Origin of the sequence: Modestobacter excelsi, from assembly GCF_005930495.1 — a bacterium.
Classification (GTDB): domain Bacteria; phylum Actinomycetota; class Actinomycetes; order Mycobacteriales; family Geodermatophilaceae; genus Modestobacter; species Modestobacter excelsi.
In genome coordinates, this window is sequence record NZ_SJEX01000037.1 from 1 (window position 1) to 23987 (window position 23987).

The following is a 23987-nucleotide window of genomic DNA, read 5'->3' on the forward strand; positions in this document are numbered from 1 at the left end:
GTGGTGGGCGGCGCCGGGGAGGTGCTCGGGCTCGACCGCAGCCTGCTGGTGCTCGCCGTGCTACCGCTGCTCGGTGCGCTCGGCCTGGTCCGCAGCATCCGGGCGGACCGGCGCGACCCGGGAACTCGCACCCCTTAGTGGTGCTCACCATCCGGGGCGCTCCCGGGCTGGGCTAGCGTGCGGTGCATGCGGCCGACCGACCTGTCCCTGCTGCGCGTCCCGGGTGTGCCGACGGTGTCCCCGGACGGGACGACCGCCGTCGTCTCCGTCACCCGTCTGGACCTCGACGCCGACGAGTACCGCAGCCAGCTGTGGACCGTGCCGACGGACGGATCGGCGCAGGCCCGCCCGCTCACCCACGGGCACCGCGACACCGAGCCGGTGTTCTCCCCGGACGGCCGCTGGCTGGCCTACCTCTCGGCCGAGCCGAAGGGCAAGCCGCAGCTGCACGTGCTGGCGACGGACGGGGGAGTGGCGCGCGCGCTCACCGAGCACCACCTCGGCGCCGGGGCACCGGTCTGGTCGCCGGACTCCCGCCGGCTGGCCTACACCGCGCGGGTGCCCGAGGCCGGCCGCTACGGCACCGACGAGGAGGTGCCGCCGGCGGCCGAGGCGCCGCGGCTGATCACCACGCTGGAGTACCGCGCCGACGGGGTCGGCTTCACCAACGACCGGCGCAGCCACGTCTTCGTGGTGGACCTGCCCGCCGAGACCGAGGACGACGGCGTCGCACCGCCCCCGCCGTTCCAGGTCACCGGCGGGGACGTCGACGACACCGACGTCGCCTGGAGCCCGGACGGCGCCGAGCTGGCCTTCGTCTCCGCCCGGCACGAGGGCGCGGACACCGACCGGGTCACCGACGTCCACACCGTGCGCCCGGACGGCACCGGGCTGCGGAAGGTGACCGAGTCCCGGTCCGCGGTCGCCCACCCGGCCTACGACCCCGAGGACCCCGCCGGCAGCACCATCTACCTCACCGCGCAGCCCGACCTCGGTCCGCTGGGCCGCGACTTCGTCGGCCGGAACTCCACGCTGTGCCGGGTGCCCGCCGCCGGCGGTCCGGTGGAACCGCTGCTCGACCCCGAGGAGCACGACCGGGGTGACGAGACCCCGGCGACGGTGGTCGCCGGCGGGGCGGCGTTCATCGGCATCCAGCGCCGCGGCGCGGTCGAGCTGCTGCGCGTGCCGCTGTCCGGCGGGGCTCCCGAGCCGCTCGTCGACGGGCACTACACGGTGCGCGGGATCGGGGTGGGCGGCGGCGTCGTCGTGGCCACCGTCGCGCACGACCGGTCCGCCGGCGAGCTGATCGCGGTCACCCCGGGCCGGCGCCGGCTCATCACCGGGTTCGGTGCTCCGCTGCAGGCCACCGGCCGGCTGCACCGGATGCGGGAGACGACGGCGACCGCACCCGACGGCTACCCGGTGCACGGCTGGGTCACCACCCCGCCCGGCCCGGGGCCGCACCCGGTCCTGCTCACCGTGCACGGCGGCCCGTTCGCCCAGTACGGCTGGACGCTGTTCGACGAGACGCAGGCCTACGTCGAGGCCGGCTACGCGGTGGTCCAGTGCAACCCGCGGGGCTCCTCCGGTTACGGCCAGGCGCACGGGCGGGTCGTCAAGGAGCACATGGGCGAGCGGGACGCGGACGACGTCCTCGCGTTCCTGGACGCCGCGCTCGAGGACCCGACCCTGGACTCCTCGCGGGTCGGCATCATGGGCGGCTCCTACGGGGGGTTCATGACGACGCTGCTGCTCGGCCGGACCGACCGGTTCGTCGCCGGCATCAGCGAGCGGGCCTTCAACGACCCGGTCAGCTTCGTCGGCTCCTCCGACATCGGGTTCTTCTTCCCCGACGAGTACGTGGGCACCGACCCCGAGCGGATCGCCGCCCAGTCGCCGATGGCGCACGCGCACCGGATCACGACGCCGACGATGGTCATCCACTCCGAGGAGGACTGGCGCTGCCCGCTGGAGCAGGGCACCCGGCTGTACGTCGAGCTCAAGCGCCGCGGCGTCCCGACCGAGCTGCTGCTGTTCCCGGGCGAGGGGCACGAGCTGTCCCGGTCCGGCCGGCCGAAGCACCGGCAGGCCCGGCTGGAGCACGTGCTGCGTTGGTGGGGGCGGTGGTTGCCGACGTCGCGGAACAGCTCGGCGGTGGGCGCCCTCCCGGCCGGGTCGGCCGCGTCGAACGGTCGTGCCCCGCACGCCGAGCCGCTGACGGTCGAGGCGACGCGGGTGCGGTGACCTCGCTCCCGCTGCTCGCCGCGCCGGAGCTCGCCGCCACCGCCCTGCGGACGGTGCGCGCCCATGCGCTGCTGTACCTGGACGAGCAGCACTGACTGGGGCAGGGTCGGGGCGTGGTCGAGCGCCGGGTCCCTCGCTGGTCGGAGTTCTCCGAGCTGGTCCGGCCCCGCCGGCTGCCGGGCGACGCCACCGACCGCCGGCTGGCCCGGGCGGCCACGATCGATGACCTGCGCGAGCTGGCCCGCCGGACGGTGCCGCGCGCGGTCTTCGACTACACCGACGGCGCCGCCGGCGCGGAGATCTCGCTGCGGCGCTCGCGCGAGGCCTTCGAGCGGGTCGAGTTCTGCCCGCGGGTGCTGCGCGACGTGAGCGTGGTGGACCCCTCGACGACGCTGCTCGGCGCCCCGTCGGCCCTGCCGCTGGCCTTCGCGCCGACCGGCTTCACCCGGCTGATGAACAGCGAGGGCGAGTCCGCCGTGGGCCGGGTGGCCGAGCGGGTCGGCGTCCCCTACGCCCTGTCGACCATGGGGACGACGTCGGTCGAGGCGCTGGCCGCCGCGGCGCCGGCGGCCCGGAAGTGGTTCCAGCTGTACCTGTGGCGGGACCGGGACGCCAGTGCGGCGCTGGTCGAGCGGGCCCGGGCGGCCGGCTACGAGGCGCTGGTGCTGACCGTCGACACCCCGGTCGCCGGGCCCCGGCTGCGCGACGTGCGCAACGGCTTCTCGATCCCGCCGGCGCTGACCCTGCGCACCATGGCGAACGCCGCCGTCCACCCGCGCTGGTGGGTCGACCTGCTCACCACCCCGCCGCTGGAGTTCGCCTCGCTGCGCTCGTGGGGCGGCACCGTCGCCGACCTGGCCGACCGCGTCTTCGAGCCGGCGGCGACGCTGGCCGACGTGGAGCGGCTGCGCGCGTCGTGGCCGGGTGCGCTGGTGGTCAAGGGCGTGCAGGGGGTGGACGACGCGCGGGCGGTCGTGGACGCGGGAGCCGACGCCGTGGTCGTCAGCAACCACGGTGGCCGGCAGCTGGACCGCTCACCCACACCGCTGGAGCAGCTGCCCGCCATCGCGCGGGCCGTCGGGGACCGGGCGGAGGTCTACGTGGACGGGGGCGTCCTCGACGGCGCCGACGTGGTCGCCGCGGTCGCCCTCGGGGCGCGGGCCTGCCTGGTCGGCCGGGCCTACCTGTACGGCCTCATGGCCGGCGGTGAGCGCGGGGTGCAGCGGGCGGCCGACATCCTGACCAGGGAGATCACCCGCACGATGCAGCTGCTGGGGGTCACGAGCGTCGCCGAGCTGACCCCGGAGCGCGCCCGGCTGCGTCCCTGACCTGGGCTTGCTTCCCGTCCTAGGGTGCGTCATGGACGTCGTCGAGGTCACCCCGTCTCCTCAGCAGTACGCGTTCACCTTCGGCGGCATCGCACCGCTGATGCGCGTCCGACCGGGGACGGCGCTGCGGTTGTGGTCCGACGACGCGTTCGGCGGCGCGCTGCGCTCGGTGGCGGACCTGTCCAGCGAGAAGGTCGACCTGCGCTTCGTCAACCCGCAGACCGGCCCCTTCTACGTCGAGGGCGCCGAGCCCGGCGACACGCTGGCCCTGCACCTCGTGTCGCTCGAGCCCGCCCGGGACTGGGGCGCGTCGGCCGCCATCCCGTTCTTCGGCGGGCTCACCAGCACCGACCGGGTGGCCACCCTCCAGGACCCGCTGCCGGACACGACCTGGATCTACGAGCTGGACCGTGCCCGCAACACGGTCACCTTCGTGGCCGGCTCCAGCGACTTCTCGGTGGACCTGCCGGTCGAGCCGATGCTCGGCACGGTGGGCGTCGCGCCGCCCGGGGGAGAGGCGCGCAGCTCGCTGGTGCCCGAGCGCTTCGGCGGCAACATGGACACCCCGCAGATGCGGGCCGGGACCACCTGCTTTCTCGCGGTCAACGTCGAGGGCGCGCTGTTCTCCGTCGGGGACGGGCACTACCGCCAGGGCGAGGGGGAGGCCTGCGGCACCGCCGTGGAGGGCGCCATGACGACGACCCTGATCGTCGACCTGGTCAAGGGCGGGGCGCCCGCCTGGCCGCGGCTCGAGGACGACACCTCCTGGATGACCGTCGGCTCCTCGCGCCCGCTGGAGGACGCCTGGCGGATCGGCCAGGTCGAGCTCGTGCGCTGGTTCGGCGAGCTGTACGGCCTGGCCCCGATGGACGCCTACCAGCTGCTCTCGCAGATCACCGAGGCCCCGATCGCCAACGTCGTCGACGCGAACTACAGCGCCGTCGTCAAGGCGCGCAAGTCCCTGCTGCCCCGGGCCGCGGCGTACGGCGGCCTGCACGACGACCTGCGCGCCCGCGCGGCGACCCTCCGCTAGATCGGACCGACCATGGACCTTCAGCTGACCGGCTCCCGCGTGCTCGTCACCGGTGGCACCCGCGGCATCGGGCGGGCGATCGTCGAGGCGTTCGCCGACGAGGGCGCCGCCGTCGAGTTCTGCGCCCGCGACGCCGGGGAGATCGAGGCGACCGAGAAGGCGCTGGCCGGCCGTGGCGCCGGCGTGCGCGGCGTGCAGCTCGACGTCCGCGACGGCGCGGCGCTGACCGCATGGGTGGCGGCAGCGGCCGGGCGGCTGGGCGGCCTCGACGCCGTCGTGGCGAACGTGAGCGCGCTGGCGACCGAGGACACCGAGGAGAACTGGCGCACCTGTTTCGAGGTGGACCTGATGCACACCGTGCGGCTGGCGACGGCGGCGGTGCCGCACCTGGAGGCCAGCGGCAACGGCTCCGTCGTGGCCGTCTCGAGCGTCTCGGGCCGGGAGTCGGACGTGGTGTCCGGCCCGTACGGGACGATGAAGACGGCGATCGTCGGCTACATCTCCGGGCTGGCGTTCCAGCTGGCCGGCCGGGGCGTGCGGGCCAACGTCGTCTCGCCGGGGAACACCTACTTCCAGGGCGGGTTCTGGCCCGCCGTGGAGCGGGCCGCCCCGGACGTCTTCGCCTCGGCGCTGGCGCTGAACCCCACCGGCCGGATGGGGACGCCGGAGGAGATGGCCAAGGCCGTGGTCTTCGTGTCCAGCCCGGTCTCGAGCTTCACCACGGGCACGAACCTCGTCGTCGACGGCGCGCTGACCCGCGGCATCCAGCTCTGACCCCCCGGCCGGCGTGATCGCGGGGACGACGGGGTCGCGGGGAGCCCGCGGCGGGCCCTAGCGTGCACGGATGGCGCTCATCTACCCCGTGCAGGCCGACGCTCCCGAGCCCGACGAGGAGAGCGAGCCCGACTTCGCCGAGCTCGCCGCCGACCTGTCCGACACCTGGCTGGTCGAGATCGCGGTCGGTGAGGACGGCGACGACGCCTGCTTCGGCCCGCTCACCGCACGGGCCGCCTGGGACCTGGCCGTCGACCTCGACGACCGGCGCCCCGAGTGGACGGTGTCGGTCGTGCCGCTGCACGTCGCCGGGACGGCGGACGAGCTCGTCGAGCTGTTCGAGGACTGACGCCGCCGACGGCGCAGGGCCGCGGCACCGACGAGGACCAGCGCGCCGGCCAGCGCCGCCTCGACGGCGCGCGCCCGGCCACTGGCGCGGACGATGCCGAGCGCGTCGGGCCGTGCCCGGCGGGTGCCCAGCAGCAGGCCGCCGAGGGCGGAGTCCACGCCGGCGCCGACGGTGACGACGTCCTGGGCCGGGGAGCGCAGCCGGGCGGTGAGCCCGGCGCCGGCCAGCGCGTCGGCCAGGTCGCCGACGTCCGCCCTCCCCGGCCGGATGCCGGTCCGCGCGGTGGCCGCCTCGCGGAGGGCGAGCGCGAGGCCGCGGACGTCATCGGCGACCACGTCCAGGTCACCGCCCTGGGCGGTGACCCGCACGGGCGCGCCGTCGACCTCCAGGGACAGGTCGGCGGTCACGTCGAGGCGGGTCACCTCCGCGGTCATCCCTGGGTGGCGTTCTCGGCGGTGGTGATCCGCAGCGTGCCGTTGAGCCGCCAGGTCGCGCGCGGGGCGTCCGCACCGGTCTCCCGCGGCACCGCGACCACCATGTCGACGAACTCGTAGTTGATCGCCGCGCCCTTGCCGGTCAGGTAGGACCACATCTCCTTGCCGAGGTCGGCGAAGCTCGTGGTGTCGTGGGACGTGATGTCCCGGCTACCGGTGGCGGCGTCGTTGCTCGTCATGGAATGGGCTCTCCTCGGGTCGGTCGGGGTCCCGGCCGGCGGGCCGGGACGGACGCCGTGCGACATCGGTCGCCTCCTACCCGGCGGTGCGCAATCGAACCGGCCACCGCCGCACCCCGCGACGGGCGGGCCGCCCGGGTGACCGAACGCGGGGCTTGTCGCGACATCGCGTCGCCCGGCACCATGGGTCATGAGCACCCCGTTCGTGGTCCCGCCCGGCGAGGGTCGACTGCTCGACCTGGGCACCTTCGAAGCGGAGGTCATCGCCGAGGGCGCTCGGACCGAGGAGTCGTTCTCCCTCATCCACACGCGACGGGAGCCTCCGGGTTTCGGCCCGCCCCTCCACCGCCACCAGGACGCCGCTGAGGCCTTCTACGTCCTGGAGGGCACCTACCTCGTGTACACGGACGACCGGCAGGACCTGTGCCCTCCGGGGAGCTTCGTCTACGTCCCGCGGAGGGTCCCGCACACCTTCACGGTGGTGTCCGAAGGAGCCGGACGGAAGCTCAACCTGTTCGCACCGGCGGCCATGGTGGGCTTCTTCGAGGAGCTGTCACGCGCCCAGGCGCACGGCGAGGCGACGCCCGACCTCCTCGACCGGATCGCCGGGGCGCACGACATGGAGGTCCTGGGCCCGGTGCCGGACTCGTACCTCTGACGGCCCGAGGGGCGGTCTACCAGCCGCGTGCCCGCCACTCGGGGACGTGCGGGCGCTCCGCGCCGAGGGTCGAGTCCTTGCCGTGCCCGGGGTAGAACCACGTCCCGTCGTCCAACGTCCCGAAGACCCGTTCCTCCAGGTCGTCCATGAGGGACGCGAAGTCCGCCGGGCTCGTCGTCCTCCCCGGACCGCCCGGGAAGAGGCTGTCCCCGGTGAACACGTGCGTCCCGGCGCCTCCAGGGCCGCGCCAGACCAGTGCGATGCTGCCGGGCGTGTGCCCGCGCAGGTGCACCACCTCGAGCACCTGGTCACCGACGGCGACCGTGTCGCCGTGCTCGACCGGGCGGGTGACCGGGACCGGCAGGTCGGCCGCGTCGGCCGGGTGCGCGACGGTCTGCGCGCCGGTCGCCTCGACCACCTGGGGCAGCGCCCGGTGGTGGTCCCAGTGCCCGTGCGTGGTGACCACCGTGCGCACGTCGGCACCGGCGACGAGCTCCAGGAGCGCCGCCGGCTCGGCCGCGGCGTCGATGAGCAACGCCTCGCCGGTGGCGGGGGAGGTGAGCAGGTAGGCGTTGTTCGCCATCTCGCTCACGGCCAGCTTGGCGATGGTCAGCCCGGGGAGCTCCCGGACGTCGGCCGGCCCACCGACCTGCACGTCCCCGGTGTACGACTGCCCGCTCATCGCGCTCCGATCTGAGACTGTCGGTGACCCCGGTTAGGTTCGACCGCATGGACGCTAGTGCAGCCCCGCTGCCGGGCCCCGAGGTCGCCGACCGGGCCCTCGTCGGGCTGCCGGCCACGGAGATCGCCGCGCGGGTCCGGTCGGGGGAGCTGTCCGCCGTCGAGGTGGTGCGCGCCCACCTGGCCCACCTGGCCGACGTCGAGCCACGGATCGGCGCCTTCCGGGTGGTGCGCACCGCCGCCGCGCTCGCCGAGGCGGCCGCCGTCGACAGCTCCCCGCGGCGGGCCGAGCTCCCGCTCGCCGGCGTGCCGGTCGCGGTCAAGGACAACGTCGCGGTCACCGGCGAGGTCGCCACCGACGGCTCGCGGGCCCACGCCCCCCGCCCGGCGTCGGCGGACCACCCCGTCGTGGCCCGGCTCCGCGCCGCCGGTGCGGTCGTCGTCGGCATCACCCGGGTCCCCGAGCTGTGCATCTACTCCGCCACCGACGGTCCGGGCACGGTCACCCGCAACCCCTGGGACACGGCGCGCTCCTCCGCGGGGTCCTCCGGCGGCAGCGCGGCCGCGGTCGCCGCCGGTGTGGTGCCGCTGGCCCACGGCAACGACGGGATGGGGTCGCTCCGGCTGCCCGCGGCCGCCTGCGGGCTGGTCACGCTCAAGCCGGGCCGGGGTGTCGTGCCCGGCCCGGTGGGCGCCAACTCGTGGTTCGGGATGGCGGAGCACGGCGTCCTCGCGACCACCGCCGCCGACCTCGCGGCCGGCCTGGCCGTCGTCGCCGGCCGGCCGGTGGCCGAGCCGGAGGCGCCGGTCGCCCCGCTGCGGATCGCCGTCTCGACCCGGTCGCCGGTCCCCGGGGTCCGGCTGGACGCCGCCGGCCGGGCCGCGGTCGACGTCGTCGTGGGCGAGCTGCGGGCGGCCGGGCACACCGTGCTGCGCAGGGACCCGGTGGTCACCCCCGGCGCCGCGCTCGGCACCGTCGCCCGGTGGCTGGCCGGGGCCGACGCCGACGCCGAGGCGCTCGCCCTCGACCCGGCGGGGATGGAGCCGCGCAGCCGCACCCACGCCCGCCTCGGCCGCTGGGTGCGCCGGGCCGGGCTGGTGCGGCCGCGCACCGCGGAGGCGTTCCGCGCGCGGATGACCGACTTCTTCACCGACGTCGACGTGCTGCTCACCCCGGTGGTCACCGGTCCGCCGCTGCCGGCCCGGCCATGGCACGAGCGCGGCTTCCTGGCCAACATGACGGCCAACGCGCGGTGGGCGCCGTGGACCCCCGCGTGGAACCTGGCCGGGCTCCCGGCCCTCGTGCTGCCCGCCGGGCCCGGTCGGTCGGGCCTGCCCAGCTCGGTGCAGCTCGTCGGCCCGGCCGGGTCCGAGACGCGTCTACTCTGGCTTGCCGGGGAGGTGGAGCGCCGGCTGCCCTGGCGCCGGCACGCACCCGTCTTCGTCCCCGGTCAGCCGGCCGGGAGCCGCGCCGGCTGACCCTGCTCGTCCCGGGCAGCGATGCCCGCCGGGGAGACCTGCGCGACACGCCGCGCCGGGAAGCCCGCCTCCCGGCACACCGTTCGACTGGTCGATGAACGACACGCGGCCACCGCTCCGCCCCGCACCACTGTCCCTCGCCCCGCCGCGAACGGACCAGCACCAGCACACTGCGACCGACAGGGATCACATGGACCGGCTCGTCGTCCGCGGCGCCCGAGAGCACAACCTCAAGGACGTCCACATCGACCTGCCCCGCGACGCGATGATCGTGTTCACGGGGCTCTCCGGCTCGGGCAAGTCCAGCCTGGCCTTCGACACGATCTTCGCCGAGGGCCAGCGCCGCTACGTCGAGTCGTTGTCGGCCTACGCCCGCCAGTTCCTCGGCCAGATGGACAAGCCGGACGTCGACTTCATCGAGGGCCTGTCCCCGGCGGTGTCGATCGACCAGAAGTCGACCAACCGGAACCCGCGGTCCACCGTCGGCACCATCACCGAGGTCTACGACTACCTCCGGCTGCTGTACGCCCGTGCCGGTCAGCCGCACTGCCCCAACTGCGGCAAGCCGATCTCCCGGCAGACGCCGCAGCAGATCGTCGACCAGGTGCTGGGCATGGAGGAGGGCACCCGCTTCCAGGTGCTGGCCCCCGTCGTCCGGGCCCGCAAGGGCGAGTACGTCGACCTGTTCAGCTCGCTGCAGACCCAGGGCTTCTCCCGGGTCCGGGTCGACGGCACGGTGCACCCGCTGACCGAGCCGCCGAAGCTCAAGAAGCAGGAGAAGCACACGATCGAGGTGATCATCGACCGGCTCACCGTCAAGGAGAGCGCCAAGCGCCGGCTCACCGACTCGGTCGAGACCGCCCTCGGTCTGGCCGGTGGCCTCGTCGTGCTCGACTTCGTCGACCTCGCCGAGGACGACCCGCAGCGTGAGCGCACCTTCTCCGAGCACCTGGCCTGCATCGACGACGGTCTCTCCTTCGAGGCGCTCGAGCCCCGCTCGTTCTCCTTCAACTCCCCGTTCGGCGCCTGCTCGGAGTGCACCGGCATCGGCACCCGCAAGGAGGTCGACCCCGACCTCGTCGTGCCGGACCCGCAGAAGAGCCTCGGCGAGGGCGCCATCGCGCCGTGGGCCGGGTCGATGAGCAACGAGTACTTCCAGCGGCTCCTCGGTGGCCTCGCCGACATGATCGGGTTCTCGATGAAGACCCCGTGGCAGGAGCTGCCGGCCAAGGTGCAGAAGGCCGTGCTGCACGGGTCCCCGGACCAGGTGCACGTCCGCTACAAGAACCGCTACGGCCGTGAGCGCAGCTACTACGCCGCGTTCGAGGGCGTGCTGCCCTTCCTCGAGCGCCGCCACGAGGACACCGACAGCGAGTTCATGAAAGACAAGTACGAGGGCTACATGCGGGACGTCCCGTGCCCGGTCTGCCACGGCACCCGGCTCAAGCCGGAGATCCTCGCCGTCAAGATGAACGGCCGCTCGATCGCCGAGGTCACCGGCCTGTCCATCGGCGATGCGTCGGAGTGGCTGGGCGCCCTGGAGCTGGGTGGCCGCGAGAAGGCCATCGCCGACCGCGTGCTCCGGGAGATCCAGGCCCGGCTCTCCTTCCTGGTCGACGTCGGCCTGGACTACCTCTCGCTCGACCGGCCGGCGGCGACGCTCGCCGGTGGCGAGGCGCAGCGCATCCGGCTGGCCACCCAGATCGGGTCCGGGTTGGTGGGCGTCCTTTACGTGCTCGACGAGCCCTCCATCGGGCTGCACCAGCGCGACAACGTCCGGTTGATCGAGACGCTCGTCCGGCTGCGCGACATGGGCAACACGCTCATCGTCGTCGAGCACGACGAGGACACGATCAAGCAGGCCGACTGGATCGTCGACATCGGCCCCGGCGCCGGCGAGCACGGTGGCGAGGTGGTCGTCAGCGGCACCTACGACGACCTGCTGGCCAGCGAGCGGTCGATCACCGGGCAGTACCTGTCCGGCCGTCGGGAGATCACCATCCCCAAGATCCGCCGTGAGCCGATTCCGGGGCGCGAACTGGTCGTCAAGGGCGCCCGGGAGAACACCCTCCGGGGGATCGACGTGGCCTTCCCGCTCGGCGTGCTGGTCGCCGTCACCGGGGTCTCGGGCTCGGGCAAGTCCAGCCTGGTCAACGACATCCTCTACACCACCCTGGCCAACGAGCTGAACCGCGCGCGGATGGTGCCCGGCCGGCACCGCACCATCACCGGCCTGGACCAGCTGGACAAGGTGGTCGGTGTCGACCAGTCGCCGATCGGCCGCACGCCGCGGTCCAACCCGGCCACCTACACCGGTGTCTGGGACCACGTCCGCAAGCTGTTCGCCAGCACGACGGAGGCCAAGGTCCGCGGCTACCAGCCCGGCCGGTTCTCCTTCAACGTCAAGGGCGGCCGGTGCGAGGCGTGCTCCGGTGACGGGACGCTCAAGATCGAGATGAACTTCCTGCCCGACGTGTACGTCCCCTGCGAGGTGTGCAAGGGCGCCCGGTTCAACCGGGAGACGCTCGAGGTGCACTACAAGGGCAAGACCGTCGCCGAGGTGCTCAACATGCCGATCGAGGAGGCCGCCGAGTTCTTCGCGGCAATCCCGGCGATCGCCCGCTACATGCGGACCCTCACGGACGTCGGGCTCGGCTACGTGCGGCTCGGTCAGCCCGCCACCACGCTGTCCGGTGGTGAGGCCCAGCGGGTGAAGCTCGCCAGCGAGCTGCAGAAGCGGTCCAACGGCCGGACCATCTACGTGCTGGACGAGCCGACCACCGGCCTGCACTTCGAGGACATCAACAAGCTGCTGAAGGTGGTCCAGGGCCTGGTCGACAAGGGCAACTCGGTCATCGTCATCGAGCACAACCTCGACGTCATCAAGAGCGCCGACTGGCTGATCGACATGGGTCCCGAGGGCGGTTTCCGCGGCGGCATGGTCGTCGCGGAGGGGTCGCCGGAGTTCGTGGCCTCGGTGCCGGAGAGCCACACCGGCCGGTTCCTGGCCCAGATCCTGGACCCGGACGCCGTGGCCGCTGCGGCCGCACCGGTGAAGAAGCGGCCGCGCAAGAAGGGCGAGCTGGTCGCCTCCGCGGCCGGTGAGAAGGCCAGCTGACCGCAGCGCACACCGGCTGACCGGGCGGGGGTCGCGCGACCTCCGCCCGGCGCGCCCGGCACCCCGGCCCGGTGACCGCGTCCAGACCCCAGCGTCCGCGGCAGCTCTGTGACTGCCTGGGCTCCTCACCGCAGCGTTGCGTCGGGAGGTGCTCGGTCGTGGAGCTCAGCCGTCGTTCGTTCCTTGCCGGAGCGGTAGCCGTCCCGTCGCTGGCGGCCTGCGCCGGCACCGTCGTCCAGCCCGGTGACCTCTCCCGGCTGCGGATGATGGTCCCGGCCAGCCAACTACATCCCGTACTCCGGCGGCGGATAGTCGCTCGCCGCGCTGCTCGGCAACCAGGTCGCCGCCGGCATCTCCGGCACCGCGGACTCCGGCGAGCAGGGCGGGCTGGACGAGGTCCTCGCCGAGCTGGTCAGCTGGACCGACCAGCGCGTGCCCCCGCGCTGACCCGGCGGCCGACGCCGACCTCGCGCCAGAACGCGTCCGCCCGGGCGTTCCACTGCTCGGGCACCTCCTGGAACGGCTGGTGCGACTCGCCCACCTGCACCTCGAAACGTGCGCCGGGGACGGCCTCGGCCACCGCGCGCCCCAGCTCGGGACGCGCGGTCGGGTCGAGGCTGCCGGCCAGCACCAGGGTCGGCACCGCGATGCGCTGGACCCGGTCGATGGTCCGGTGCTCGGTGAACGCGTCCAGGGTCCGCTGGGTGTCCTCCGGGGACTGCTTGAGCGGGAACGCGATCGCCTCGTCGATGATCGCCGCCACGGTCCCGTCGTTGTGCGCGCGGGGGGTGTAGATCGCCAGGAAGAAGCCCTCCAGGAAGGCTCGCTCGCTGGGAGCCGCGCCGACCAGCCAGCGGATGAAGCCGGCCCACGACCGCAGGTAGCCGTCCATGGCGCCCCACGTGCTCTGCAGCACCAGGCTGCGGACCCGGGCGGGGTGCCGCAGCGTCAGCTCCTGGCCGATGATGCTGCCGCCGGAGAACCCGGCGACGTGCGCCGAGTCGATGCCGACGGCGTCGAGCACCGCCGCCGCGTCGTCGGCCATCGCCGCCACGGTGAGAGGTCCGTCGAGCATCGCCGTCCGGCCGGCTCCCCGGTTGTCGAGGGCGGTGAGCCGGTAGCGGTCCTGCAGGCCGTCGAGCTGGAACTGCCAGGACTCCACCGTGTCGCCCAGGCCGCCGATCAGCAGCACGTCGGGCCCGGTGCCCACCTGCTCGACCCAGACGTCGAGGTCGCCTGCGCGCACGTGCCGGCCCATGCCCAGCTCCTCCCGAGCACCGTCGTCGAGGTGCCCGTGAGGCTCCTCTCCGCCCACGGCGGGTGTCAACGCGCCGGGTCGCCCGCGGGGCGGATCGGCGTTACCGCAGGTCGGCGAGGGGTCGCCCGGAGTGTCGGCGGTCGGACCTAACCTGGGCCCATGGCCGATCCGTCCACGTACCGCCCAGCGGTCGGCAGCATCCCCGAGGACCCCGGCGTCTACAAGTTCCGCGACCCGGCGGGCCGGGTCATCTACGTCGGCAAGGCGAAGAACCTCCGGCAGCGGCTGAACAGCTACTTCGCCGACGTGTGGGGCCTGCACCCGCGCACCCGGCAGATGGTCACCACCGCGGCCAGCGTGGAGTGGACCGTCGTCGGCACCGAGGTCGAGGCGCTCCAGCTCGAGTACAACTGGATCAAGGAGTTCGACCCCCGGTTCAACGTCCGCTACCGCGACGACAAGAGCTACCCGTCGCTGGCGGTCACGCTGAACGAGGAGTTCCCGCGGCTGCAGGTCATGCGCGGGCCCAAGCGCAAGGGCGTCCGCTACTTCGGGCCCTACGCCCACGCGTGGGCGATCCGGGAGACGCTGGACACCCTGACCCGGGTCTTCCCGGCGCGCACCTGCTCCACCGGCGTCTTCAAGCGGGCCGGCCAGATCGGCCGGCCCTGCCTGCTCGGCTACATCGGCAAGTGCGCCGCGCCCTGCGTCGGCCGGGTCAGCGCCGAGGAGCACCGGGAGATCGTCGACGACTTCTGCGACTTCATGGGCGGCCGCACCGAGCAGATGATCCGCCGGCTCGAGCGCCAGATGGCCGAGGCCGCGGAGGAGATGAACTACGAGAAGGCCGCCCGGCTGCGCGACGACCTCGGTGCGCTGCGCCGGGCGCTGGAGAAGCAGGCCGTCGTCCTCGGTGACGGCACCGACGCCGACGTCGTGGCCTTCGCCCAGGACGAGCTGGAGGCCGCCGTCCAGGTCTTCCACGTCCGGGGCGGCCGGGTCCGCGGCCAGCGCGGCTGGATCATCGACAAGGTCGAGGAGGTCACCACCGGCCAGCTCGTCGAGCAGTTCCTGCTGCAGGTCTACGGCGGGGTCGACGAGCAGACCGGCACCGGCGAGGCGGGGGAGGCGGTGCCCCGCGAGGTGCTCGTCCCCGAGCTCCCCGACGACGCCGAGGTCTACGCCGAGCTGCTGTCGGAGCTGCGCGGCTCCCGGGTGTCCCTGCGGGTCCCGCAGCGCGGTGACAAGCGCAGCCTGATGGAGACCGTCGAGCGCAACGCCAAGGAGTCCTTCGCCCGGCACCGGGTGAAGCGGGCCAGCGACCTGACCGCCCGGTCGATGGCGCTGTCGGAGATCCAGGAGGCGCTGGACCTGCCGGATGCCCCGCTGCGGATCGAGTGCATCGACATCTCGCACGTGCAGGGCACCAACGTGGTGGCCAGCATGGTGGTCTTCGAGGACGGCATGGCGAAGAAGTCGGACTACCGGCGCTTCTCGGTCGCCCAGGGCACCGACGACACCGCCGCGATGGCCGAGGTCGTCCGCCGCCGTTTCGCCCGGCACCTCAAGGAGGAGGCCGACCGCAAGGACGAGCAGGGCGTCGCGGCGGAGGAGGGCCGGCCGCGCCGGTTCGCCTACCCGCCCAACCTGCTCGTCGTCGACGGCGGCCAGCCGCAGGTGACGGCCGCCAGCCGGTCGCTGGCCGAGCTCGGCGTCGTCGACGTCGCGGTCTGCGGCCTGGCCAAGCGGATGGAGGAGGTGTGGCTGCCCGACGACCCCGACCCGGTCATCCTGCCGCGCACCTCCGAGGCGTTGTACCTGCTCCAGCGGGTCCGCGACGAGGCACACCGGTTCGCGATCACCTACCACCGGCAGAAGCGATCCAGCACGATGCTGGTGTCGCTCCTGGACGACGTCCCAGGGCTCGGTGACACCCGGCGAAAGGCGCTGATGAAGCAGTTCGGATCCCTCAAGCGGCTGCGCGCGGCCACGGTCGAGGAGCTGACCGCGGTACCCGGCATCGGTCGGCGCACCGCGGAGGCGGTGCTCGCGGCCGTGGCCGAGCCCGTGGCGGCAGGCGCCGACCCCGACCGGGTGGCCGAGGACGCGGTGGAGCTGGAGGAGGCGCCCGTGGGCGCGGCCGCCCCCGTCCGCCCGGTGCACGGCGCGGATGCCGGCGACACCGCCGAGGTCGGCCGGGTCCAGCAGGCGGAGGTGAGCGGGCGATGACCGTCGACGAGCGCGCCGGCGAACCGGTCGCCGGGGACACCGGCTCGCCGGGCGACGTCCTCCCCGCCGCGGAGGTGCCGGGCACCGACCCGGCGCCGCTGGACGTCGTGGTCGTCACCGGGCTGTCCGGGGCGGGCAAGAACAGTGCCGGCCGGGTGCTGGAGGACCTGGGCTTCTTCGTCGTCGACAACCTGCCGCCGGCCCTGCTGCAGCCGATGGTGGAGCTCGGTGCCCGCGGCGACGTCCGGCGGTTCGCCGCCGTCGTCGACGTCCGCAGCCGGGCGTTCTCCAGCGACCTGCAGGAGTCGATCCGGCTGCTCGCCGAGGCCGGCCACCGGCCCCGGGTGGTCTACGTGCACGCCCGCAACGAGGTGCTGATCCGGCGCTACGAGTCCAACCGCCGCGAGCACCCGCTGCAGGGCAGCGGGCGGCTGGTCGACGGCATCGACGCCGAGCGGGAGCTGCTCACCGGGATCGCCGGCGAGGCCGACCTGTGGGTCGACACCAGCGACCTCAACGTGCACCAGCTGCGGGCCACCCTCGAGTCGGCGTTCGTGGACCACGACGCGCCGCCCCAGGTGGTCGCCACCGTGCTCAGCTTCGGCTTCAAGTACGGCCTGCCGCTGGACGCCGACCTGGTCGTCGACGCCCGCTTCCTGCCCAACCCGCACTGGGTGCCCGAGCTGCGGCCGATGACCGGCCGGGACGCCGAGGTCCGCGACTACGTGCTCGGGCAGGACCACGCGTCCGAGTTCCTCGACGAGTACATGAAGGTGCTGGGGCTGCTGCTGCCCGGCTACCGGCGGGAGGGCAAGCGCTACCTGACCCTCGCCGTCGGCTGCACCGGCGGGAAGCACCGCAGCGTCGCGATCGCCGAGGAGTTCGCGCGGCGGCTCTCCGCCGAGGGCGTCCCGGCCAACGCCCGGCACCGCGACCTGGGGCGGGAGTAGTGGAGCCCACGCCGGACGCCGGCCCGGTGCGGATGGCCGCGCCGCCGCCGGTGCCTGCGCCCACCGGCGGCGAACGCCGGGCGGCCGGGCGCGAGCGGCTGCGGGTGGTCGCGCTGGGCGGCGGCCACGGCCTCGCCGCGGCGCTGACCGCCTGGCGGCGGCTGGCCGGCGAGCTGACCGCGGTGGTCACCGTCGCCGACGACGGCGGCTCGTCGGGGCGGATCCGGCGGGAGATGCCGGTGCTGCCCCCCGGTGACCTGCGGATGGCGCTGGCCGCGCTGGCCGGTGAGGAGCCGCGCACCCAGGAGATGGCCCGGCTGCTGCAGCACCGCTTCGGCGGCAGCGGGGTGCTGGCCGGCCACCCGGTGGGGAACCTGATGCTCACCGGCCTCACCGAGATGCACGGTGGCGACAGCGTGCGGGCCTTGGGCGTGCTGGAGCAGCTGCTGGGCGCCCAGGGCCGGGTGCTGCCCATGGCCGAGGTGCCGCTGGACCTGGTGGCCACGGTGGACAGCACCGATCCCGACGACCCGCAGGACACCCGGCGGATCCGCGGCCAGGTGGCGATCGCCTCGACCCCGGGGCGGGTGCGGGAGATCCGCGTCTCGCCGGCCGACCCGCCGGTGCCGCCCTCGGTGCTGCAGGCGATCGCCGAGGCGGACGTGATCAGCCTCGGCCCGGGCTCCTGGTACACGTCGGTGCTGCCGCACCTGCTGGTGCCGCGGCTGCGCCAGGCGCTGGCCGAGACCACCGCCCGGGTGGTCGTCGTGCTCAACCTCGAGCCGCAGCCGGGGGAGACCGACGGCTTCTCACCCGAGGAGCACCTGCGGGTCCTGCAGGCCCATTGCGAGGGCGTGTCGCTGCACACCGTCATCGCCGATGCGGTTGCGGTTGTTGACCGGCGTGGTCTGCTGTCTGCTGTGCAGACATGTGGTGCGGAACTGGTGCTCGCACCGGTCGCTGCACCCGACGGTGCACCACGGCACGATCCTTCACGGCTCGCCGCCGCACTGGCCTCCGTGGTCGGTGCGCGGTGACCGGACGGACCCGGGCAGGTTCCCGGGACGACCGGGGCACCTGTCGGCACACAGGGGGAAAGGAACAGCACGCATGGCCATGACAGCGATGGTGAAGGACGAGCTCTCCCGCGTGGAGTGCACCAAGACCTCCGAGCGCAAGGCCGAGGTGACGGCGCTCCTGCGCTTCTCCGGCGGCCTGCACATCGTGGGTGGCCGCGTGGTCATCGAGGCCGAGCTCGACACCGGCTCGGTGGCCAGACGGCTGCGGCGCGACATCAGCGAGGTGTACGGCTACACGAGCGGGGTGAGCGTGCTCGCCGGTGGCAACATCCGCCGCGGCGTGCGCTACCTCGTGCGGATCGCGAAGCACGGCGAGGGCCTGGCCCGGCAGACCGGGCTGGTCGACCAGCGTGGCCGGCCGGTGCGCGGCCTGCCGCCGTCGGTGGTCTCCGGCGGGATCGGGGACGCCGAGGCCGCGTGGCGCGGCGCCTTCCTGGCGCACGGGTCGCTGACCGAGCCGGGGCGCTCGTCGTCCCTCGAGGTCACCTGCCCCGGGCCGGAGGCGGCGATGGCTCTCGTCGGCGCCGCCCGCCGGCTGGGGATCGCGGCCAAGGCCCGGGAGGTGCGCGGCACCGACCGGGTCGTCGTCCGGGACGGCGACGCGATCAGCGCCCTGCTCACCCGGATGGGTGCCCACGACGCGGTGCTCGCCTGGGAGGAGCGGCGGATGCGCCGCGAGGTCCGGGCGACGGCCAACCGGCTGGCCAACTTCGACGACGCCAACCTGCGCCGGTCCGCCCGCGCCGCGGTCGCGGCGAGCGCCCGGGTCGAGCGGGCCCTGGAGATCCTGGCCGACGAGGCCCCCGAGCACCTGCTGGTGGCCGGCCGGCTGCGGCTGGAGTTCGGCCAGGCGTCGCTGGAGGAGCTCGGCCAGCGCGCTGACCCACCGATGACCAAGGACGCTGTTGCCGGGCGCATAAGGCGTCTGCTGGCGATGGCCGACAAGCGCGCGAAGGACCTCGGCATCCCGGACACGGAGTCCGTCGTCACCGACGACATGCTCACCTGAGGGCACGCCGGGACTGAGAGCACGCCGCGACGTCTCCTCCGCACGCCGGGGGAGACGTCGCGGACGTCTGCCGGCCGGTCGGGACGACCCGGACGCGCGGTCGGGAGCGGGCTCGCGGGCCGATAGGCTGTCCGTGGAATGTGGCCGCGCACACGCGTGGCCCACGGTGCCGCTGGGCCGACCGGCCCGGCTGGGCAACACGGTCTGGGAGGTCCGCAGTGACGGTACGGGTCGGGATCAACGGGTTCGGTCGGATCGGCCGCAACTTCTACAGGGCAGCTGCCGCCGGCGGGGCGGACATCGAGATCGTGGCGGTCAACGACCTCACCACCCCCGAGACGCTGGCGCACCTGCTCAAGTACGACAGCATCCTGGGCAAGCTGCCCGAGGACGTCTCGGTCGTCGGTGACGGCATCAAGGTCGGCGGCGCGACCGTCAAGGTGCTGGCCGAGCGCGACCCGGCCAACCTGCCGTGGGGCGACCTGGGTGTCGATGTCGTCGTGGAGTCCACCGGCTTCTTCACCAAGGCCGACGACGCCCGCAAGCACGTCGACGCAGGTGGCGCCAAGAAGGTCATCATCTCCGCGCCGGCCACCGGTGACGACCTGACGATCGTCATGGGCGTCAACCACGAGCAGTACGACGGCTCGCAGACGATCATCAGCAACGCGTCCTGCACCACCAACTGCCTGGCGCCGCTGGCCAAGGTGCTCAACGACGCGTTCGGCATCGAGCGTGGCCTGATGACCACGATCCACGCCTACACCGCCGACCAGAACCTGCAGGACGGCCCGCACAAGGACCTGCGCCGGGCCCGCGCGGCCGCGCTGAACATCGTCCCGACCTCCACCGGTGCGGCCAAGGCCATCGGCCTGGTCCTCCCGGAGCTCAAGGGCAAGCTCGACGGGTACGCGCTGCGCGTCCCGGTGCCGACCGGCTCGGCCACCGACCTCACCGTCACCGTGGGCCGCGACGTCACCGTCGAGGAGGTCGACGAGGCCTACAAGGCGGCGGCCGACGGCCCGCTGGCGCCCTACCTCGTCTACACCGACGCGCCGATCGTCTCCTCCGACATCGTCACCGACCCCGCGTCCTGCATCTACGACTCGGGCCTGACCAAGGTCTTCGGCAACCAGGTCAAGGTCGTCGGCTGGTACGACAACGAGTGGGGTTACTCCAACCGGCTGGTCGACTCCGTCGTCCTGGTCGGCGGCAAGCTCTCCTGACGATGCGCTCAGTCGACGAGCTCCTCGCCGGCGGGGTCTCGGGTCGGCGCGTGCTGCTGCGCGCCGACCTGAACGTCCCGCTGGACAAGACAGCGTCCTCCAACGGCACGACGAAGATCACCGACGACGGCCGGATCCGGGCCAGCCTGCCGACGATCGCCGCGCTCCGCGACGCCGGGGCCCGGGTCGTCGTCGCCGCCCACCTCGGGCGGCCGAAGGGCGAGCCGGACCCGCAGTTCTCGCTGGCGCCGGTCGCCGCCCGGCTCGGCGAGCTGCTCGGCACCGAGGTGCCGCTGGCCGCCGACGTCGCCGGCCCGGACGCCTCGGCGAAGGCCGCGGCGCTGACCGACGGTCAGGTGCTGCTGCTGGAGAACGTCCGCTTCGAGGCGGCCGAGACCAGCAAGGACGACGCGGTGCGCGGCGAGCTCGCCGACCGGCTCGCCGGGCTGGCCGAGCTCTACGTCGACGACGCGTTCGGCGCGGTGCACCGCAAGCACGCCTCGGTCTACGACGTCGCCACCCGGCTGCCGCACGCGGCCGGCCGGCTGGTGGCGCGCGAGCTGGACGTGCTCGCCCAGCTGACCTCGACGCCGGTGCGGCCCTACGTCGTCGTCCTCGGCGGGTCGAAGGTCAGCGACAAGCTCGGCGTGATCGAGGCGCTGCTGCCCAAGGTCGACCGGCTGCTCATCGGTGGCGGGATGACCTACACCTTCCTCGCCGCCCGCGGCCTGGAGGTGGGCACCTCGCTGCTGGAGGCCGACCAGGTCGACACCTGTCGCCGGCTGCTGGACGAGGCCGGTGACCGCATCGTGCTGCCGGTCGACGTCGTGGTCACCCCCGAGTTCAGCGCCGACGCGCCGACCCGGGTGCTCCCGGCCGGGGAGATCCCGGCCGACGAGATGAGCCTGGACATCGGTCCGCGCAGCGTCGAGCTGTTCGCCGAGGCGCTGGCCGGCGCCCACACGGTCTTCTGGAACGGGCCGATGGGCGTGTTCGAGCTGGCGCCCTTCCAGGCCGGCACGCGCGGCGTCGCGCAGGCCGTCGCCGGCGTCGACGGGCTCTCCGTCGTCGGCGGCGGCGACTCGGCGGCCAGCGTCCGGCAGCTGGGCCTGGACGAGGCGGCCTACGGCCACATCAGCACCGGTGGCGGTGCGTCGTTGGAGTACCTCGAGGGCCGGGAGCTCCCCGGCCTCGCGGTGCTCGCGGACTGAGGGGCGCGACGATGGCACGCACCAAGCCCAAGCCGCCCCGCGAGGGCCGCCGGCCGCTGATCGCCGGCAACTGGAAGATGCACCTCACGCACCTGGAGGCCATCGGGCTCGTCCAGAAGCTGGCGTTCTCGCTGACCGAGGCTCAGCTGGACGCGGCCGAGGTGGTCGTCGTCCCGCCGTTCACGGCGCTGCGCAGCGTGCAGACCCTGGTCGCCGGCGACAAGCTGGAGATCGGGTACGGCGCGCAGGACCTCGCAGCAGCCGACTCCGGCGCGTACACCGGCGAGGTGAGCGGGGCGATGCTCGCCGCGCTGGCCTGCCGGTACGTGCTGGTCGGCCACTCCGAGCGGCGCACCCTGCACGGCGAGGACGACGCCGTGGTCGCGGCCAAGGTGCAGGCCGCGGTCCGGCACGGCCTGGTGCCGATCCTGTGCGTGGGGGAGGGGCTCGACGTCCGCCGGGCCGGCAGCCACGTGCCGCACTGCACCGACCAGCTGGACCTGGCCCTGGCCGGCCTGAGCGCCGAGCAGGTCCAGGACCTGGTGGTCGCGTACGAGCCGGTGTGGGCGATCGGCACCGGCGAGGTGGCCACCCCGGACGACGCGCAGGAGGTCTGCACAGCACTCCGGGCGCGGCTCGCCGAGCGCTACGGCCCGGAGACGGGGGCGGTCATCCGTATCCTCTACGGCGGGTCGGTGAAGGCCGGCAACACCGCCGGCATCCTCGCCGGGCCGGACGTCGACGGAGCGCTCGTCGGCGGTGCCAGCCTGGACGCCGACGAGTTCGCACAGATCTGTCGTACCGCTGCCGGTGGGAGCTGACCGCCGCCGGCACTGACCGGGCGGAGCAGCAGCCACGTTGAGCACCAGCACCGAACGACGGCCGGTCCGCCGCCGCGACCTCCGGGGAGCGGGGCGGCCGGCCGTCGTGCTGGTCGTGGTGGCACTGCTCGCGGTGCTGACCGGCTGCGGCAGCGGCAACAGCGGCGCGGCCGGGGTGCCCACCCAGGCCGGGGAGGCCGACAGCGGGGTGGACGGCGTCCGGGCGCCGTCCGACGCGACCGGCGGCACGCTGCGGCTGGTGACGGGGGAGATCGACAGCCTGGACCCGCAGCGCTCCTACGTGCCGGGCGTGTGGAACCTGATGCGGTTGTACGCCCGCACCCTGGTGACCTACTCGTCCGACCCGGGGAAGACCGACGAACTGGTCCCCGACCTGGCCACGGACACCGGCACGACGCCCGACGGCGGGCGGACCTGGACGTTCACCCTCAAGGACGGCGTCCGCTTCGAGACCGGGCGACCGATCACCTCGCGGGCCGTCAAGTACGGCATCGAGCGGTCCTTCGCCTCCGACGTCATCGTCGGTGGGCCGACGTACGTCCTGGACCTGCTCGACGACCCGGACGACCCCTACGCCGGGCCGTACCAGGACGAGTCGGCCGACAAGCTGGGGCTGGCCTCGATCGCCACGCCGGACGACCGGACGATCACCTTCACGCTCACCACCGCGACGCCGGACTTCCCGTTCGTGATGGCGCTGCCCTCGAGCAGCCCGGTGCCGGTGGAGAGCGACACCGGCGGGGCGTACGGCTCCCACCCGGTCAGCTCCGGCCCCTACCTGGTCTCCTCGGTCGACCCGCTGACCGGGGTCGTGCTGGACCGCAACCCGCAGTGGGACCCGGCCACCGACGAGGTGCGGACCGCGCTGCCGGACCAGGTCGTCGTGCGCAGCGGGCTGTCCGGTGTGGCGCGGGACCAGGCGCTCCTGGCCGGGTCGGCCGACGCCGACCTCTCCGGGACCGGTGTGCAGATGGCCACCACGAGCCGGCTGGACGACGACGCCCTGGCCGGCCGGATCGACGACGTGACGACCGGGTCCCTGCGGTTGCTCGCCCTGCCGACCACCGTGGCACCGATGGACAACGCCGACTGCCGCGCCGCCGTGGCCGCCGCGGTCGACCGGGGGGCGGTCCAGGAGGCGCTCGGCGGGCCGGGCAACGTGGTCCGCTCCTCGTTGCTGTGGCCGCGCGCGCTCGCCGGCGGCCCCGACGACCCGGACCCCGGCCCGGACCTGGCGGCGGCCCGGGCGTCCTTGACCGCCTGCGGCAAGCCGGACGGCTTCAGCACGGTCCTCGCCGTCCCGGACGCCCCGAACACCGTGGCGGTGGCGAACGCGATCGCCGCCGACCTGGCCGAGGTGGGCATCCAGGCCGAGGTGCGGCCTCTGGATCCCACCACGTACTACGCCTCCGACGTCGGCAAGCCGGCCAACGTGACCGCCCAGGGCTACGGGATCGTGCTGGCCACCTGGACCGCGGACTTCCCGACCGCCGCGTCCATCCTCGTCCCGCTGGTCGACGGCCGGTCCATCCGCGAGGTCGGCAACACCAACTACGCCCGGCTGGCCGACCCGGGCGTCACCGGGCTGGTCGACGCCGCCCGCGTGGTGAGCGACCCGGCGGCCGCGGCGGACGCCTGGCGCCAGGTGGTGGCCGCAGTGGACGCGACGCACGCCTACGTCCCGCTCGCCGAGAACCGCGTCCAGCTGCTGGCCGGCCAGCGGCTCCGCAACGGCGTGGTGATGCAGCCCTACGGCGGCTACGACGTCGTGACCGCCGGGGTCAGCTGACAGGTACGGGAGCATCGCGGGGGCGGGCGCCGCGTCGGCTAGGCTGGTGCGTCGTGC

The 23987-nt window shown here is 74.0% G+C and carries 19 protein-coding genes; 15 read left to right on the top strand and 4 right to left on the bottom strand.

Annotation, left to right across the window (positions count from 1 at the left end; all coding sequences use genetic code 11):
• Nucleotides 1-186 precede the first annotated feature (186 nt).
• The 4 genes from FHL80_RS13315 to FHL80_RS13330 all read left to right on the top strand — a co-directional run bounded on the left by FHL80_RS13315 (nt 187) and on the right by FHL80_RS13330 (nt 5379).
• Entirely contained in the window at nt 187-2244 is a 2058-nt protein-coding gene (locus FHL80_RS13315; protein ID WP_138733894.1) for a S9 family peptidase, read from the top strand.
• 113 nt (nt 2245-2357) lie between these two features.
• A complete protein-coding gene (locus FHL80_RS13320; protein WP_138733895.1) occupies nt 2358-3572 on the top strand; it encodes an alpha-hydroxy acid oxidase in 1215 nt (404 codons plus the stop codon).
• Nucleotides 3573-3603: 31 nt separating this feature from the next.
• Nucleotides 3604-4605, top strand: a complete 1002-nt coding sequence (locus FHL80_RS13325; protein WP_138733896.1) for an acetamidase/formamidase family protein — start codon at nt 3604-3606, stop codon at nt 4603-4605.
• A gap of 12 nt (nt 4606-4617) precedes the next feature.
• Complete coding sequence (locus FHL80_RS13330; protein WP_138733897.1) at nt 4618-5379, top strand: SDR family NAD(P)-dependent oxidoreductase; 762 nt, start codon at nt 4618-4620, stop codon at nt 5377-5379.
• 81 nt (nt 5380-5460) lie between these two features.
• On the opposite strand, the gene FHL80_RS26260 is transcribed toward FHL80_RS13330, so the two are convergent.
• Complete coding sequence (locus FHL80_RS26260; protein WP_246078654.1) at nt 5461-6150, bottom strand: hypothetical protein; 690 nt, start codon at nt 6148-6150, stop codon at nt 5461-5463.
• Nucleotides 6151-6158: 8 nt separating this feature from the next.
• The gene (locus FHL80_RS13345; RefSeq protein WP_138733898.1) at nt 6159-6401 is read right to left on the bottom strand and encodes a hypothetical protein; all 243 of its coding nucleotides are present in this window, start codon (nt 6399-6401) and stop codon (nt 6159-6161) included.
• Nucleotides 6402-6591: 190 nt separating this feature from the next.
• On the opposite strand from FHL80_RS13345, the gene FHL80_RS13350 reads away from it, so the two are divergent.
• Nucleotides 6592-7059 (top strand): cupin domain-containing protein, encoded by a 468-nt coding sequence (locus FHL80_RS13350; protein WP_138733899.1) that lies wholly within the window; start codon nt 6592-6594, stop codon nt 7057-7059.
• A gap of 16 nt (nt 7060-7075) precedes the next feature.
• Here the strand turns inward: FHL80_RS13350 and FHL80_RS13355 are convergent, their stop codons facing one another.
• On the bottom strand, nt 7076-7741 hold the full coding sequence (locus FHL80_RS13355) for an MBL fold metallo-hydrolase (RefSeq protein ID WP_138733900.1): 666 nt from the start codon (nt 7739-7741) through the stop codon (nt 7076-7078).
• Between the two features lie 47 nt (nt 7742-7788).
• Between FHL80_RS13355 and FHL80_RS13360 the strand changes: the two genes are divergently transcribed.
• Nucleotides 7789-9219: an amidase gene (locus tag FHL80_RS13360; protein ID WP_138733901.1), complete on the top strand. Its 1431-nt coding sequence runs from the start codon at nt 7789-7791 to the stop codon at nt 9217-9219.
• Between the two features lie 190 nt (nt 9220-9409).
• Nucleotides 9410-12337, top strand: coding sequence for an excinuclease ABC subunit UvrA (gene uvrA, locus FHL80_RS13365; protein ID WP_138733902.1), 2928 nt, complete (start codon nt 9410-9412; stop codon nt 12335-12337).
• Nucleotides 12338-12749: 412 nt separating this feature from the next.
• Here the strand turns inward: uvrA and FHL80_RS13375 are convergent, their stop codons facing one another.
• Nucleotides 12750-13595 carry an alpha/beta fold hydrolase gene (locus FHL80_RS13375; protein WP_138733903.1) on the bottom strand — a complete coding sequence of 282 codons (846 nt, stop codon included), beginning with the start codon at nt 13593-13595 and terminating at the stop codon, nt 12750-12752.
• Between the two features lie 159 nt (nt 13596-13754).
• Between FHL80_RS13375 and uvrC the strand changes: the two genes are divergently transcribed.
• The 8 genes from uvrC to FHL80_RS13415 all read left to right on the top strand — a co-directional run bounded on the left by uvrC (nt 13755) and on the right by FHL80_RS13415 (nt 23930).
• Nucleotides 13755-15824, top strand: coding sequence for an excinuclease ABC subunit UvrC (gene uvrC, locus FHL80_RS13380; RefSeq protein WP_138733904.1), 2070 nt, complete (start codon nt 13755-13757; stop codon nt 15822-15824).
• Nucleotides 15821-16774 carry an RNase adapter RapZ gene (rapZ, locus tag FHL80_RS13385; protein WP_138733905.1) on the top strand — a complete coding sequence of 318 codons (954 nt, stop codon included), beginning with the start codon at nt 15821-15823 and terminating at the stop codon, nt 16772-16774. The genes uvrC and rapZ overlap by 4 nt, the downstream gene beginning before the upstream one ends.
• The gene (locus FHL80_RS13390; protein WP_138733906.1) at nt 16774-17811 is read left to right on the top strand and encodes a gluconeogenesis factor YvcK family protein; all 1038 of its coding nucleotides are present in this window, start codon (nt 16774-16776) and stop codon (nt 17809-17811) included. Before rapZ ends, FHL80_RS13390 begins: the two co-directional genes overlap by 1 nt.
• Before the next feature lie 73 nt (nt 17812-17884).
• Nucleotides 17885-18862: a DNA-binding protein WhiA gene (gene whiA / locus FHL80_RS13395; RefSeq protein ID WP_014741624.1), complete on the top strand. Its 978-nt coding sequence runs from the start codon at nt 17885-17887 to the stop codon at nt 18860-18862.
• 218 nt (nt 18863-19080) lie between these two features.
• Nucleotides 19081-20088, top strand: a complete 1008-nt coding sequence (gene gap / locus FHL80_RS13400) for a type I glyceraldehyde-3-phosphate dehydrogenase (protein ID WP_138733907.1) — start codon at nt 19081-19083, stop codon at nt 20086-20088.
• A 2-nt stretch (nt 20089-20090) separates the two neighbouring features.
• Nucleotides 20091-21299 (top strand): phosphoglycerate kinase, encoded by a 1209-nt coding sequence (locus FHL80_RS13405; protein WP_138733908.1) that lies wholly within the window; start codon nt 20091-20093, stop codon nt 21297-21299.
• An 11-nt stretch (nt 21300-21310) separates the two neighbouring features.
• The gene (gene tpiA, locus FHL80_RS13410; RefSeq protein ID WP_138733909.1) at nt 21311-22120 is read left to right on the top strand and encodes a triose-phosphate isomerase; all 810 of its coding nucleotides are present in this window, start codon (nt 21311-21313) and stop codon (nt 22118-22120) included.
• Nucleotides 22121-22157: 37 nt separating this feature from the next.
• A complete protein-coding gene (locus FHL80_RS13415; protein ID WP_246078655.1) occupies nt 22158-23930 on the top strand; it encodes an ABC transporter substrate-binding protein in 1773 nt (590 codons plus the stop codon).
• Nucleotides 23931-23987 lie beyond the last annotated feature (57 nt).